This window comes from Halomonas sp. ABH4_019, assembly GCF_056159885.1.
In genome coordinates this window covers 1,042,010-1,056,331 of the sequence record NZ_JBSWWC010000002.1, presented here as the reverse complement: position 1 = coordinate 1,056,331, position 14,322 = coordinate 1,042,010, and the positions used below count along the sequence as shown (strand labels likewise).

Sequence of the window (14,322 nt, the reverse complement as noted above, 5' to 3'; positions counted from 1 at the left end):
GATGGCTGCCGATACCTTTCTGGTCGAACTGGGCGTCGAGGAACTGCCGCCGGGCGCGATCGACAACCTCTCCGATGCCCTCGCCCAGGGCGTGTCCCGCGGACTGGCCGAGGCCGATATCACCCATGGCGAGGTGAAGGCCTACGCATCCCCGCGCCGCCTGGCGGTGCAGGTCAGGGAACTCGCCGCCAAGCAGCCGGACCGAGAGGTCGAGCGGCGCGGCCCGGCGCTGGCCGCCGCCTTCAAGGACGGCCAGCCGACCAAGGCCGCCGAGGGCTTCGCACGCTCCTGCGGCGTCGGCGTCGACCAGCTGATCCACCTGGAGACCGACAAGGGCACCTGGCTCGGCTATCGCGAGCAGCAGCAGGGCGAGGCCACCACCGCCCTGCTGCCCGCCATCGTCGAGAAGGCCATCGCCGGCCTGCCGGTGCCCAAGAACATGCGCTGGGGCGCCTCCCGAGTCGAGTTCTCGCGTCCCGCCCACTGGTTGGTGATGCTCTACGGCGATCGCGTCGTCGAGGCCGGGGCCCTGGGGCTCACCGCCGGCCGCACCACTCGCGGCCATCGCTTCCACGCCCCCGAGCCGATCACCCTGACCCATGCCGATGACTACCTGGCCACCCTCGAGCAGGCTTGGGTGCTGGCCGATCGCGAGGCACGCCGCGAGCGTATCCGCGAGCAGGTGCTGGCCGAGGCCGAGGTCCAGGAGGCCCAGGCGGTGATCGACGAGGACCTGCTGGTCGAGGTCAGCGGCCTGGTGGAATGGCCGGTGGCGCTGACCGGCGGCTTCGACGAGCGCTTCCTCGAGGTGCCGGCCGAGTGCCTGATCTCCTCGATGAAGGCCAACCAGAAATACTTCCACCTGCTGGACGACGCCGGCCGACTCAAGCCGCGCTTCATCACCGTCTCGAACATCGACAGCCCCTCGCCGGAGCTGGTGATCCAGGGCAACGAAAAGGTGATTCGCCCGCGCCTGGCCGACGCCGCCTTCTTCTACGAGACCGACCGTCAGCAGCCGCTGGCGGCGCGTCTCGACGGGCTTGCCAGCGTGGTCTTCCAGCAGAAGCTCGGCTCCCTGGCCGACAAGGCCCACCGCAACGCCGCCGTGGCCGCCTTCATCGCGGGCCGCATCGATGGCGACGTGGCCCATGCCCGACGCGCCGCCGAGCTGGCCAAGTGCGACCTGGTCACCGAGATGGTGCTGGAATTCCCCGAGCTCCAGGGCATCATGGGTCGCTACTACGCCGCCCATGACGGCGAGGACGCCGAGGTCGCCCAATCCCTGGAGGAGCAGTACCTGCCGCGTTTCGCCGGCGACGCCATCCCGCAGACCCGCACCGGCCTGGCCCTGGCGCTGGCCGACCGCCTGGATACCCTGACCGGCATCTTCGGCATCGGCCAGCGCCCCAGCGGCACCAAGGACCCCTTCGCCCTGCGTCGCGCCGCCATCGGCGTGCTCAACATCCTGATCCACGGCGAGCTGGACCTCGACCTGCGCGAGCTGCTCGAGCTGGCCGCCGCCCAGCATCAGGAGCTGCCCTACGCCGACGGCCTGGTCGACGAGGTGCTGGCCTACATGCTCGATCGCTTCCGCGCCTGGGCCCAGGACGAAGGCATCGGCGCCGAGGTCTACCTGGCCGTGCGTGCCCGCCCGGTCACCAAGCCGCTGGACTTCGCCCGTCGCCTGCAGGCGGTCAACGCCTTCGCGCGTCGCGAGGAAGCCACGGCCCTGGCCGCCGCCAACAAGCGGGTCTCCAACATTCTCGCCAAGCAGGGCGGCGACGTGACCGTCGAGGTCGATGCCGGCCTGCTGCAGGAAACCGCCGAGAAGGCCCTGGCCGAGGCGCTGAGCGGCTGCCACCAGAAGGTCGCCCCGCTGTTCGCCGAAGCGCGCTACAGCGACGCCCTGGACGTGCTGGCGACCCTGCGCGAGCCGGTCGACCGTTTCTTCGACGAGGTGATGGTCATGGCCGAGGACCCGGCGGTGAAACGCAACCGCCTGGCCCTGTTGGCGAGCCTGCAGGCCCTGTTCCTCGAGGTCGCGGACATCGCCGAGCTCCAGCACTAAGCAACGCGAGCACGCGAAAGGGCCGGCGAGGCGACTCGCCGGCCCTTTTTTGTGTCGATGTTTCATGTGGAACATCCGTGTCCGGGTAAGGGGTAAGGGGTAAGGGGTAAGGCACAGCATCCTCCTCACTCCTCGCGAAAACCATGTTCCACGTGAAGCATCGCCGTTGAGCGCTGGACGGCGACCGCCGAGGGCATCGCCGGCGAGGTCTTCCGCGTTACCTGTGGCGACGTATTTCGCCGGAGCGTCCGTGGCCCGAGGCAGCCCTTCCCATCCCGCGGGCACGCACCCCACCCGGGAGCGGATCGCCCGCTCCCCTGGTTTAGCCGATGAGCGTCCCGGGCGGCCGGTGGGCGGGCGTTGGGATCTTCATCTTCCGTACCCAATGAGACGTCGTCTCCGAGCCCCACGAACCCTTTCGATGAGCGGCCTCACGTCACGCCACGACTCCCGCTAGCAGCCGTTGCATGCCCTGAACCGCCTGAACGGTCGCCCCCCTAAACCACGCTTTCCCGGCGGAACCAAACGGCAGAACTATGAAGCGAAATGACGATGAGGGGCCGGCCGACCTTAGCGCTGTTTCACGTGAAACACGGGGCAGGCCGAACCCGGCTTGGCAGGATCCGTTCCACATGAAACACTCACGCTCGAGCCAATCTTGTGGAGCCTGCCATGCCCCCCGCCAGGAAAATCGTCATCCTCGACCGCGACGGTGTCATCAACCGGGACTCCGACGACTACGTGAAATCGCTCGACGAGTTCCTGCCCTACCCCCAGGCCATCGACGCCATCGTACGCCTGTCGAAGGCCGGCTGGACGGTGGCCGTGGCCACCAACCAGTCGGGGATCGCCCGGGGTTACTACGACGAGGCGACGCTGGCCGCGATGCACGAGCGGCTGGACGCTCTCGTCGCCGAGGCCGGCGGCAAGATCGCCGCCATCGCCCACTGCCCCCATGGGCCGGACGACGGATGCGATTGCCGCAAGCCGCAGCCGGGTCTCCTGACGCGGCTTGCCGACCGGCTTGGTATCGACAATCTGGCGGGCAGCTGGATGGTCGGCGACAGCCTGCGCGATCTGGAAGCCGGCGAAGCGGTCGGCTGCCGACCTATACTGGTGCGCACCGGCAAGGGCGAACGGACCCTGGACAAGCATCCCGAGCGGGCGAGCGATGATCGGACAAGGGTGTTCGACGACCTGTCTGCCTTCGTTGACTGGCTGCTGGCCGGCGACGCGCCTCAATAGATTTCTGCCGCATCATTCGGCTAACGCTATCCGATACCATGGGTCGCCGACCCTACGCTCCCTCAGGGACAGAAGTATTGTCGAGTCCTGAATAGAAGAAGCCCGCCATCTTGCGATGGCGGGCTTTTTCGTGTCGCTGGCGGCGAAGCCGTGCTGGCCACTGCGCCGGCGCGATGTTTCACGTGAAACATCGCCTTGGACGGGTCAGATGTCCAGGTTGGCCACCAGGGCGTTGCGCTCGATGAAATCGCGGCGCGGCTCGACCTCGTCGCCCATCAGGGTGTTGAACATCATGTCGGCGGCCACGGCATCCTCGATGGAAACGCGCAGCATGCGGCGGGTGTCGGGATCCATGGTGGTTTCCCACAGCTGGTCGGGATTCATCTCGCCCAGCCCCTTGTAGCGCTGGATGGAGAGGCCCCGCTGGGCCTCGTTCATCAGCCACTCCAGGGCATCGTAGAAGCTTTCGATGGGCTGCTGACGCTCCCCGCGGGCGATGAAGGCACCCGCCTCGACCAGACCGTCCAGGGTCTCGCCCAGGCCGGCAATGGCGCGATAGTCGGCGCTGGTGAAGAAGTCGACGCCCCACACGTAATCGGTGGTCACCCCATGGGCGGTCAGGCTGACCGCCGGCAGATGGAAACCGCGCTCGCTGTCTTCCTCCAGGCGGAAGGTGTAGCGAGGCCCGCCCTCGTAGGCGACCAGGGCATCCATCTCGGCCTGGAGGTGCTCGATCCAGTTCTGCATGGTGACGCGATCACGCAGGCTCTCCTCGCCCTCCAGGCGCGCCGCATGCACGATCTTGCGCAGCACCACGTCCGGATAGACCCGCGACAGCCGGTCGATGCGATACATGACGTCGCGATAGCGATCCACCAGCGATTGCAGCTGCTCGCCGGCGATCCCCGGGGCATCGGCATTGACGTGGAGGCGGGCGCCGTCCAGGGCCGTGGTGGTCAGGTAGTCGGTGAGCGCCTGCTCGTCCTTGAGGTAGCTCTCCTGCTTGCCCCGCTTGATCTTGTAGAGCGGCGGCTGGGCGATGAACACATGGCCACGCTCGATCAGCTGGGACATTTGCCGGAAGAAGAACGTCAACAGCAGCGTGCGGATGTGCGAGCCATCGACGTCCGCGTCGGTCATGATGATGATGGAATGGTAGCGCAGCTTGTCCGGGTTGAACTCCTCGCGCCCGATGCCACACCCCAGGGCGGTGATCAGGGTGCCCACCTCGGCCGAGGACAGCATCTTGTCGAAGCGCGCCTTCTCGACGTTGAGGATCTTGCCCTTGAGCGGCAGGATCGCCTGGGTGCGACGGTCGCGGCCCTGCTTGGCGCTACCGCCCGCCGAATCGCCCTCGACGAGGAACAGCTCGGACAGGCTGGGGTCCTTCTCCTGGCAGTCCGCCAGCTTGCCGGGGAGGCCGGCGATGTCCAGGGCGCCCTTGCGCCGAGTCATGTCACGCGCCTTGCGCGCCGCTTCCCGCGCCCGAGCCGCGTCCAGCATCTTGTTGACGATGGCCTTGGCCTCGTTGGGCCGCTCGACCAGATAGTCGGAGAGCTGGCGGCCCATCTCCTGTTCGACGGCGGTCTTCACCTCCGAGGAGACCAGCTTGTCCTTGGTCTGGGAGGAGAACTTGGGGTCCGGCACCTTGACCGAGATGATCGCGGTCAGGCCTTCCCGGGCGTCGTCACCGGAAGTATTGACCTTGGCCTTCTTGAGCAGGCCCTCGGCATCGATGTAGTGGTTCAGGCTGCGCGTCAGGGCGGCGCGGAAGCCGGCCAGGTGGGTCCCGCCATCCCGCTGGGGAATGTTGTTGGTGTAGCAGAAGATGTTCTCGGCGAAGGTGTCGTTCCACTGCATCGCCACTTCGACGCCGACGCCGTCCTCACGCTCGACATTGAAGTGGAACACCGGGTTGAGCACCGTCTTGTTGGTGTTCAGGTGGTCGACGAAGGCCTTCAGGCCCCCCTCGTAGTGGAACAGCTCTTCCTTGCCGCTGCGCTCGTCCATCAGCCGGATGGCGACGCCCGAGTTGAGGAACGACAGCTCGCGCAGCCGCTTGGCGAGCACATCGTAGTGGAACTCGATGTTGTGAAAGGTCTCGGAAGACGGACGGAAGTGCACGCGGCTGCCGGTCTGCTCGGTCTTGCCGACCACGCCGAGCGGGGCCTCGGGCACGCCATGGCGATAGATCTGCTCATGGACCTGGCCGGCCCGCCAGATGGTCAGCTTGAGTTCCTCGGACAGGGCATTGACCACCGAGACGCCGACGCCATGCAACCCGCCGGACACCTTGTAGGAGTTGTCGTCGAACTTGCCGCCGGCATGCAGCACCGTCATGATGACCTCGGCCGCCGACACGCCCTCCTCCTCGTGCACGTCGGTCGGGATGCCTCGGCCGTTGTCGCTCACGGTGATCGATTCGTCGGGATGAATCACCACCCGGATCTCGCTGCAGAAACCGGCCAGGGCCTCATCGATGGAGTTGTCCACCAGCTCGAACACCATGTGGTGCAGGCCTGTCCCATCGTCGGTATCGCCGATGTACATGCCGGGCCGCTTGCGTACCGCATCCAGGCCCTTGAGGACCTTGATGCTCGATGAGTCGTAAGCCTGTTCGCTCATTGACTACTCCGTCATGAAGTCTGTCTGTCCGTTGGCAGCAGCTGCCCCTGCCCCGTCTCGGTGCGTTTCACGTGAAACATCGCCACCGGCGTCCGTGTGCTCCACGGGCCGGCCAGGGCGTCCGGGTCGACGCTGGTGATGAAGGCCTGGCAACGCATCCGCTCCAGCCAGGCACAAAAGACGCGGCGGTGTTGTTCATCCAGCTCGGCGGGAAGGTCGTCGATCAGGTAGACGCAGGACTGACCCGTGGCCTGTTCCAACAGGCGCCCCTGGGCCAGTTTCAAGGCGCTGACGACCAGCTTCTGCTGGCCACGCGACAGCACCTCCACGGCCGGCCGCTTGTCGAGGCGAATACCGAGGTCGGCCCGCTGGGGGCCCTGTTGCGTGAAGCCCATCTGACGATCGGTTTCCCGTCCCTGATGCAGCACCTCAGCCAGGGAGCGCTTGCGGTCCCAGCCCCGTGAATAGCGCAGGCCCAAGCCGGGCAAATCGATCAGGCCCGCCAGGGTCTCGGTAAACACCGGCTGGAAGTCGGCCATCCAGTCTCGCCGCAGGGTATCCATCTGCTCCCCCCACAGCACCAGCTCCTGTTCCCAGGCATTCAGTGAAGCATCGCTCATTCTACCATGCCTGAGCAGGGCATTCCGATGCTTGAGCGCACGGCGATAGCGCCGCCAGGCGGCGAGGAAGTCGTGTTTCACGTGAAACACGCCCCAGTCGAGAAACTCCCGGCGACCGGCCGGCGCACCCTCCAGCAGACGAAAGGCATCCGGGTTGATCAGCTGCAGGGGCAGCACCTCGACCAGACCCGACAGGCGCTCCAGGCGCTCGCCACCCAGACGCAGCTCCAGCTCATCGGCGTCGCGACGGCGGCGCACGCCGAGCGGCAGAGGCGGCTCGCCCCGCAGGCGGCCATGCAGGGTCATCCCTTCGGCGTGGTGGGCGATGGCATGGCGAAGCTGTCGGGTACGGAAGGACCGCCCCATGCCGAGCACATGGATACCCTCCAGCAGGCTGGTCTTGCCACTGCCGTTGGCGCCGACGAAGAGGTTGATGCCCGGCCCGGGGCTGAGCTCCAGGGCCTGCAGGTTGCGCAGGCCCTGGAAGGCGAGACGGTCGAGAGGCATGGCGAGGCCGTGCGGCTCCGTCAGAGACGCATGGGCATGACGACGTAGAGCGCGTCGCCACCGCCCGGTTCTTCCATCAGGGCGCTGCTGTTGGGGTCGGCCAGGGTCATCTGCACGCGATCCTCGTCGAGCACGTTGAGGACATCCACCAGGTAGCCGACGTTGAAGCCGATCTCCATGGCCGGCCCCGCATACTCGATGGCCACGTTCTCCTCGGCCTCTTCCTGCTCGGGGTTGTTGGCCATCACCCGCAGGTTGCCCTCCTCGAGGTTGAGGCGCACGCCGCGATACTTCTCGTTCGAGAGGATGGCGGTCCGCGACAGCACCTGGCGCAGCTCGGCCCGCTCGGCGATGAACACCTTGTCGCCATTGCGTGGCACCACGCGCTCGTAGTCGGGGAACTTGCCGTCCACCAGCTTGGAGGTGAAGGTGAAGTCCCCGGTATGGGCACGAATATGGGTAGCGCCGAGCGTCAGGCTCACGGGTTCCTCGCCGTCGTCGAGCAGGCGCACCAGCTCGAGGATCCCCTTGCGCGGCACGATCAGCTTCTGAGACGGCTCGACCTGAATCTCCGCCGGTCGCGAGCAAACGGCCAGGCGGTGCCCATCGGTCGCCACAGTGCGCACCAGGTTGCTGGCGAATTCCAGCAGCATGCCGTTGAGATAGTAGCGCACGTCCTGCTGCGCCATGGCGAAGGAGGTGGCATCGATCAGGTGCTTGAGGGTCCCCCGGGGCAGGCTCAGCTCGACGCTGCTCTGCCCATCCTCGATGCTGGGGAACTCGGCGACCGGCAGGGTCGATAGCGTGAAGCGCGACCGACCGCTGCGCAGCACCGCCCGCCCCTCCTCCAGGGACAGCTGGATCTCGGACTGGTCGGGCAATGACTTGCAGATGTCCATCAGCTTGCGCGCCGGCACGGTAATGCCACCGGGCTGCTCCACTTGACTGGCCACGGTGCGCCCGATCAGCTCGACCTCGAGGTCGGTGCCGGTCAGCGAGACCTGATCCTGCTCGACCTGGATCAGCACGTTCGACAGCACCGGCAGGGTCTGGCGGCGCTCCACCACGCCGGCGACCAGCGCCAGGGGGCGCAGCAGCGCTTCACGGGAGATGGAAAATTTCATGTCGACTCCACTTCTCTTGTCCTGGAGGAATTGAGGCCGGCGACCCGACCGGTCGATCGCATTCGGGAAATCAGCTGGTCAGTAGACGCAGCAGATTCTTGTAGTCCTCGCGGATATCCGCGTTCTCTTCCTGAAGCGCCTGCACCTTGCGGCAGGCATGCAGCACGGTCGTGTGATCGCGTCCGCCGAAGGCGTCGCCGATCTCGGGCAGGCTGTGGTTGGTCAGCTCCTTGGCCAGCGCCATGGCCACCTGCCGGGGACGCGCCACCGAGCGCGAGCGACGCTTGGAGAGTAGATCGGCGAGCTTGATCTTGTAGTACTCGGCCACGGTGCGCTGAATGTTGTCGACCCCCACCTGCTTGTCCTGAAGGGCCAACAGGTCCTTGAGCGATTCGCGGATGAAATCCTGGGTGATCGGCTTGCCCATGAAATGCGAATCGGCGATGACTTTCTTGAGGGCTCCCTCCAGCTCGCGGACATTGGAGCGGATCTTCTGGGCAATGAAGAAGGCCGCATCATGGGGCAGGTCGACCTTGGCCTGGTCGGCCTTCTTCATCAGGATCGCCACCCGAGTCTCCAGCTCCGGGGGCTCGATGGCCACCGTCAGTCCCCAGCCGAAGCGCGACTTGAGGCGCTCCTCTACCCCACTGATCTCCTTGGGATAGCGATCCGAGGTCAGGATCATCTGCTGGCCGCCTTCTAGCAAGGCATTGAAAGTATGGAAGAATTCCTCCTGGGAACGCTCCTTGCCGGCAAAGAACTGGATGTCGTCGATCAACAGGGCGTCGACGCTGCGGTAGAAACGCTTGAAGTCGTTGATCGCATTGAGCTGCAACGCCTTGACCATGTCGGCGACGAAGCGCTCGGAGTGAAGATAGACGACCCGGGCATTCTCGCGACGCCCGGCCAGGGCATTGCCCACGGCATGCATCAGGTGGGTCTTGCCGAGGCCGACGCCGCCATAGAGAAACAGCGGGTTGTAGGCGCCACCGGGATTCTCCGAGACCTGGCGGGAGGCGGCCCGGGCCAGCTGGTTGGACTTGCCCTCGACGAAGGTCTCGAAGGTGAAGTTGGGGTTGAGGCCGCTGTTGTGCTTGAGGCTGCCCTCGACCTGGACTTGGCGCTCGCCGCCGGGCCGACGGGCGGGCTCGCCGCCCTCCTCGCGCAGGCGATCGATCTCGCTCTCGTCGGCCACGTCGCCACGCGGCGGCGTGCGCACCGCGGGTGCCCTGGGGGCGGCGGAGACCGGATCACCCAGCTCGCGGGGCTGGGGAGCCGGCGCCGCGGCCCGGCGACTGCCCACGGTCAGCACCACCTTGGGCGGCTTGGCCGGCGACAGCTCACGCATGAGCTCGCTGATCCGCTTGGCGAACTTGTCACTGACCCAGTCGCGCACGAAGCGATTGGGCGCCAGCAGCCTGAGCTGGTTGGCCTCCCCTTCCTCCGCCTGCAGCGGACGAATCCAGGTGTTGAACTGCTGGGAGCTCAGTTCGTCCTGCAGGGTATCGAGACATTGTTGCCAGAGAGCGAGCGACACGCGACCTCACCATTCGGTTGAAGAACGACCGGGCATTGTATCGTCCCGCTACGGGGTTATCCACATGGATGTAGCGACTCCGCCATGCTGTGGACAACCGGGGCGGCGACGGCGGGATAACCTGGGCGGGGACCGAGCGCAAGCTACCCCTTGTGGACGAAGCGAGCCGTCATGCACCGCTTTTCCACCGCCAGTGCAACCTTCCCCAAGAGGATATCCACACATTTCTGTCGACAACAAAACACTGATACAGAAGATCAAATAAAGCTTATCCACATAGACTTTCCCCATCAGTAATAACAGGGTTCTATAAAGAATCTCATTTAGTAATGGTAGTGCTCCGAGGAGAGCATGACACCCACCCACCGACACGGGCCGGTACGGAAAAAATTGCGCCGAAGCCCCGAAATCACTACAATTTCCGGTCCTGAGCCGAATCTACCCGGATTCCCCATCGGAACCCGGGCGCCTCTGAATCGCCGATTTGTTCCAAAAACCACGTGGGAATAACGAGTTATGAAACGCACCTTTCAACCCAGCGTTCTCAAGCGCAAGCGCGCGCACGGCTTCCGTGCTCGCATGGCCACCAAAAACGGTCGTGCTGTCCTGGCGCGTCGTCGTGCCAAGGGCCGCAAGCGCCTGAGCGCCTGATAGCGGACCGCGCGTGTCCTGTCAGGGCTTTCCCCGGCGGCTGCGACTGCTGACCGCCGGGGACTATCGACGTGTCTTCGAAACGGCGGCCTTCAAGGTCCACGGCAAGGGATTGATGGCCTTGGCCTCCCCCAATGCACTGGGGCATCCTCGCCTGGGACTCATCTTCAGCAAGAAGAACGTTCGCCGAGCCGTCGACCGCAACCGCCTCAAGCGCCTTGCGCGCGAATCCATTCGCCTGCGCCAGCATCGGCTCCCGCCTGTGGATATCGTGCTACTCGCCAGACGCGGCGTTCACGAACTCGACAACGCCACCGTCCATCGCCAGCTGCACGGCATGTGGCGACGCCTGGAACGCGAGGCGAACAAGGCGGCACAGGACGACTCGCTCGCGGCAGAGCGCCGATGATGCCCCCTGCACACCGCTGTTGGCACCGCACGGAGCCTGCTGCGCATGACCACGCCTGACGCCCCCCAGCTTGACGTCGCCGCGTTCCCAAGGGACGCTCGGCGCACCGACGCTAGCCTGCCCTCGGCAGGCTTTCGCGTATGTCGGGCCGGCGAGCGGCCTCGCGCCATCGGATTGTTCACCACCCATCGGGCAGACCCCTCATGGATGTAAAACGACTATTGCTGCTGATTCCCCTGGCGATTCTTGCCTACCTGATCGTCGTGCAGTGGAATCAGGATTACGGTCAGGTGGCCACCGCGCCACAGGCTCCGGGCATCTCCAGCGAGGCCCAGGCTCCCTCCGCGTCCGGCGGTGACGACCTCTCGGTGCCAGCCGACCGCCAGCCGGTGGAAGACATGGCCGGCAGCATTCCCGGCCAGGCGCCTTCGGGCAACAGCCGCGACCTGGTGGCCGTGGCCACCGACGTGCTCGATGTGCGCATCGACCCGCAGGGTGGCGACATCGTCTATGCCGCCCTGCCCCAGCATCAGTATGCGCTGGATTCCGGCCAGCCCTTCGTGCTGCTCTCCGACAGCCAGACGCGCAGCTACGTCGCCCGCTCCGGCCTGCAGCTGGAAGGCCATCAGGGGCGCCTTACCTTCACGCCCGAGCAGACCGAGTACCGGCTCGCCGAAGGCGAGGAGGCCCTGCAGGTGGACCTCTCGGCCAGTGTGAACGGCGTCGACGTCATCAAGCGTTTCACCTTCGATCGCGACAGCTATGCGGTGAAGGTCGACTACCTGCTGGACAACCAGGGTGAGACTCCGGTCACCGCCCGCTTCATCGGCCAGTTGGTGCGCGATGACAGCAGCGACCCCTCGAGCGGCCCCAAGATGGGCATGAGTTCGTTCCTCGGCGCCGCCTACTCGACGCCTGAAGACCGCTACCTGAAGATCGACTTCGAGGACATCAAGGACGGCAACTTCGAGAACCGCGACGTCGAGGGCGGTTGGGTCGCCATGATCCAGCACTACTTCACCTCGGCCTGGGCACCGCCCCAGGACCAGCAGAACCTCTTCTACGCGACCACCGACTCCCGCGGTCGCAACGTGGCCGCCTTCGCCGGCGCGACCCAGAGCGTGGCGGCGGGGAGCGCGGCCAGCCTGGGCGCGACCCTCTACGTGGGCCCCAAGATCCAGGAGCGCCTCGAGGCCGTGGCCCCGAACCTGGAACTGACCGTCGACTTCGGCTGGCTGTGGTTCATCGCCAACCCGCTGTTCTGGCTGCTGGATCACATCCAGGACCTGATCGGCAACTGGGGCTGGTCGATCGTCATCCTGACCCTGCTGGTCAAGACCGCCCTGCTGCCGCTCTCCGCCAAGGCCTACAAGTCGATGGCGAGGATGCGCAAGCTGGGGCCGGAGATGCAGCGGCTCAAGGAGCAGTACGGCGACGATCGCCAGAAGATGTCCCAGGAGATGATGAAGTTCTACCAGAAGGAGAAGATCAATCCCCTGGGCGGCTGCCTGCCGATCCTGGTGCAGATGCCGGTATTCATCGCCCTGTACTGGATGCTGCTCGAGTCCGTGGAGCTGCGCCATGCGCCCTTCATGCTGTGGATCGAAGACCTGTCGGTGAAGGATCCCTTCTTCGTGCTGCCGATCCTGATGGGCGCCTCGATGTTCGTGCAGCAGCTGCTCAACCCGACGCCCCCGGACCCGACCCAGGCGAAGATCATGAAGCTGCTGCCGGTGGTCTTCACCTTCTTCTTCCTGTGGTTCCCGGCCGGCCTGGTGATCTACTGGGTGGTGAACAACATCACCTCGATCGCCCAGCAGTACTTCATCACGCGCAAGATCGAGGCCGATCCCAGCGTCGGCAAGGGCATGAAGACGAAGTAACGGCAAGATACGTGACGGCGTCTTCTCCCGCGCTGCAGACCCCCGCCTCGGCGGGGGTCTGGCGTTTGAGGAGGCGGCACCGGACAATAGCGACGTCGCACCCGAGGAGCCCCCATGGCCGATAGCCTCTATCCCCAGGACACCATCGCCGCCCTGGCCACGCCGCCGGGGCGCGGCGGCGTCGGCATCATTCGCGTCTCCGGGCCGGCCTGCCGGTCGATCGCCGAGAGCCTGCTGGGGCACTGCCCTGCCCCGCGCTACGCCCTCTACGGACCGTTCAGGGGCGACCAGGGGATGATCGACGAGGGCATCGCCCTGTTCTTCGAAGGGCCCCACTCCTTCACCGGCGAGGACGTCCTCGAACTCCAAGGGCACGGCGGCCCGGTCCTCATGGACCTGCTGCTGGAGCGCTGCGTGCAGCTCGGCGCCCGCCTGGCGCGGCCCGGCGAGTTCTCCGAGCGCGCCTTCCTCAACGACAAGCTCGACCTGGCCCAGGCCGAGGCGATCGCCGACCTGATCGAGGCCAGCTCACGGGGCGCCGCCGAGAACGCCCTGCGCTCGTTGCAGGGCGAATTCTCGCGGCGGGTCGAGTCGCTGGTACAGCGCCTGATCGAGCTGCGCATGTACGTCGAGGCGGCCATCGACTTTCCCGAGGAGGAGATCGACTTCCTGGCCGACGGGCACGTGGCCGGTCAGCTGGCCGGCGTGCGCGGCGAGCTGGCCGAGGTGCGTGCCTCGGCGGCCCAGGGCGCGCTGATGCGCGAGGGCATGAGCGTGGTGATCGCCGGGCGCCCCAACGCCGGCAAGTCCAGCCTGCTCAATGCCCTCACCGCCCAGGACACCGCCATCGTCACCGATATCGAGGGCACCACCCGGGACGTGCTGCGTGAGCACATTCACCTGGACGGCATGCCGCTGCACGTCATCGATACCGCCGGCCTGCGCGACACCCCGGACGCCGTGGAACAGATCGGCGTGGCCCGGGCCTGGGAGGAGATCGAGCGAGCCGACCGCGTGCTGCTGATGGTGGACGCCGCCACCACCGAGGCCACCGACCCCATGGCCATCTGGCCGGAGTTCGTCGCCCGGCTGGCCGACCCTTCTCGTCTGACGCTGGTGCGCAACAAGGTGGATACCAGCCACGAGCGACCGGGACTCGACGCCTACACCGCCACGCCGGTGGTGCGGCTGTCGGCGAAGACCGGCGAAGGCGTGGAGCATCTCAAGGAGCATCTCAAGGCGGTGATGGGCTTCTCGGCAACCACCGAGGGGCGCTTCTCGGCCCGCCGGCGCCACCTGGATGCCCTCGATCGTGCCGAGCAGGCGCTCGGCAACGGCGAGGCGCAGCTGGCCGGCTTCGGTGCCGGCGAGCTGCTCGCCGAGGACCTGCGCGACGCCCAGCAGGCGCTGGGCGAGATCACCGGCGAGTTCAGCGCCGATGACCTCCTGGGCGAGATCTTCGGCAGCTTCTGCATCGGCAAGTGAGTGGGGCGCCCATCAGGCGACGGCGTCAGCGCCGTCTCTCGGGGAAGCTGCTGGGCGAGATCTTCGGCAGCTTCTGTATCGGCAAATAGGACGAAGAAGTCGGCGCCCGCGCCGGCTATCCATCACCCCGCCGGGCGAGATCTTCGGCAGCTTCTGTATCGGCAAATA

The 14,322-nt window shown here is 66.2% G+C and carries 10 protein-coding genes; 6 read left to right on the top strand and 4 right to left on the bottom strand.

The window, feature by feature from the left end; genetic code table 11:
* The first annotated feature begins 1 nt into the window (after position 1).
* Together glyS and gmhB are read left to right on the top strand one after the other, a co-directional pair.
* Positions 2-2,068, top strand: a complete 2,067-nt coding sequence (glyS, locus tag ACXAFN_RS12075; protein ID WP_474988994.1) for a glycine--tRNA ligase subunit beta — start codon at positions 2-4, stop codon at positions 2,066-2,068.
* Positions 2,069-2,740: 672 nt separating this feature from the next.
* Positions 2,741-3,313, top strand: coding sequence for a D-glycero-beta-D-manno-heptose 1,7-bisphosphate 7-phosphatase (gene gmhB / locus ACXAFN_RS12070; protein WP_474988992.1), 573 nt, complete (start codon positions 2,741-2,743; stop codon positions 3,311-3,313).
* A 204-nt stretch (positions 3,314-3,517) separates the two neighbouring features.
* Here gmhB and gyrB read toward each other — a convergent pair whose 3' ends face one another.
* The 4 genes from gyrB to dnaA all read right to left on the bottom strand — a co-directional run bounded on the left by gyrB (position 3,518) and on the right by dnaA (position 9,726).
* Complete coding sequence (gyrB, locus tag ACXAFN_RS12065; RefSeq protein ID WP_474988990.1) at positions 3,518-5,938, bottom strand: DNA topoisomerase (ATP-hydrolyzing) subunit B; 2,421 nt, start codon at positions 5,936-5,938, stop codon at positions 3,518-3,520.
* An 11-nt stretch (positions 5,939-5,949) separates the two neighbouring features.
* A complete protein-coding gene (recF, locus tag ACXAFN_RS12060) occupies positions 5,950-7,065 on the bottom strand; it encodes a DNA replication/repair protein RecF (protein WP_474988989.1) in 1,116 nt (371 codons plus the stop codon).
* Positions 7,066-7,085: 20 nt separating this feature from the next.
* Entirely contained in the window at positions 7,086-8,189 is a 1,104-nt protein-coding gene (gene dnaN, locus ACXAFN_RS12055) for a DNA polymerase III subunit beta (protein WP_474988987.1), read from the bottom strand.
* A gap of 70 nt (positions 8,190-8,259) precedes the next feature.
* Complete coding sequence (gene dnaA, locus ACXAFN_RS12050) at positions 8,260-9,726, bottom strand: chromosomal replication initiator protein DnaA (RefSeq protein WP_474988986.1); 1,467 nt, start codon at positions 9,724-9,726, stop codon at positions 8,260-8,262.
* Between the two features lie 516 nt (positions 9,727-10,242).
* Between dnaA and rpmH the strand changes: the two genes are divergently transcribed.
* The 4 genes from rpmH to mnmE all read left to right on the top strand — a co-directional run bounded on the left by rpmH (position 10,243) and on the right by mnmE (position 14,154).
* On the top strand, positions 10,243-10,377 hold the full coding sequence (rpmH, locus tag ACXAFN_RS12045; protein WP_008959105.1) for a 50S ribosomal protein L34: 135 nt from the start codon (positions 10,243-10,245) through the stop codon (positions 10,375-10,377).
* 13 nt (positions 10,378-10,390) lie between these two features.
* Positions 10,391-10,786 carry a ribonuclease P protein component gene (gene rnpA / locus ACXAFN_RS12040; protein ID WP_474988984.1) on the top strand — a complete coding sequence of 132 codons (396 nt, stop codon included), beginning with the start codon at positions 10,391-10,393 and terminating at the stop codon, positions 10,784-10,786.
* A 203-nt stretch (positions 10,787-10,989) separates the two neighbouring features.
* Positions 10,990-12,669 (top strand): membrane protein insertase YidC, encoded by a 1,680-nt coding sequence (gene yidC / locus ACXAFN_RS12035; protein ID WP_474988982.1) that lies wholly within the window; start codon positions 10,990-10,992, stop codon positions 12,667-12,669.
* Between the two features lie 114 nt (positions 12,670-12,783).
* On the top strand, positions 12,784-14,154 hold the full coding sequence (mnmE, locus tag ACXAFN_RS12030) for a tRNA uridine-5-carboxymethylaminomethyl(34) synthesis GTPase MnmE (protein WP_474988981.1): 1,371 nt from the start codon (positions 12,784-12,786) through the stop codon (positions 14,152-14,154).
* Positions 14,155-14,322 lie beyond the last annotated feature (168 nt).

What these genes read in the sequence shown, in the direction of transcription:
- glyS (WP_474988994.1), top strand. Translation starts at nt 2, where the DNA reads ATGGCTGCCGATACCTTTCTGGTCGAACTGGGCGTCGAGGAACTGCCG.
- gmhB (WP_474988992.1), top strand. Translation starts at nt 2,741, where the DNA reads ATGCCCCCCGCCAGGAAAATCGTCATCCTCGACCGCGACGGTGTCATC.
- gyrB (WP_474988990.1), bottom strand. Translation starts at nt 5,938, where the DNA reads ATGAGCGAACAGGCTTACGACTCATCGAGCATCAAGGTCCTCAAGGGC.
- recF (WP_474988989.1), bottom strand. Translation starts at nt 7,065, where the DNA reads ATGCCTCTCGACCGTCTCGCCTTCCAGGGCCTGCGCAACCTGCAGGCC.
- dnaN (WP_474988987.1), bottom strand. Translation starts at nt 8,189, where the DNA reads ATGAAATTTTCCATCTCCCGTGAAGCGCTGCTGCGCCCCCTGGCGCTG.
- rpmH (WP_008959105.1), top strand. Translation starts at nt 10,243, where the DNA reads ATGAAACGCACCTTTCAACCCAGCGTTCTCAAGCGCAAGCGCGCGCAC.
- yidC (WP_474988982.1), top strand. Translation starts at nt 10,990, where the DNA reads ATGGATGTAAAACGACTATTGCTGCTGATTCCCCTGGCGATTCTTGCC.
- mnmE (WP_474988981.1), top strand. Translation starts at nt 12,784, where the DNA reads ATGGCCGATAGCCTCTATCCCCAGGACACCATCGCCGCCCTGGCCACG.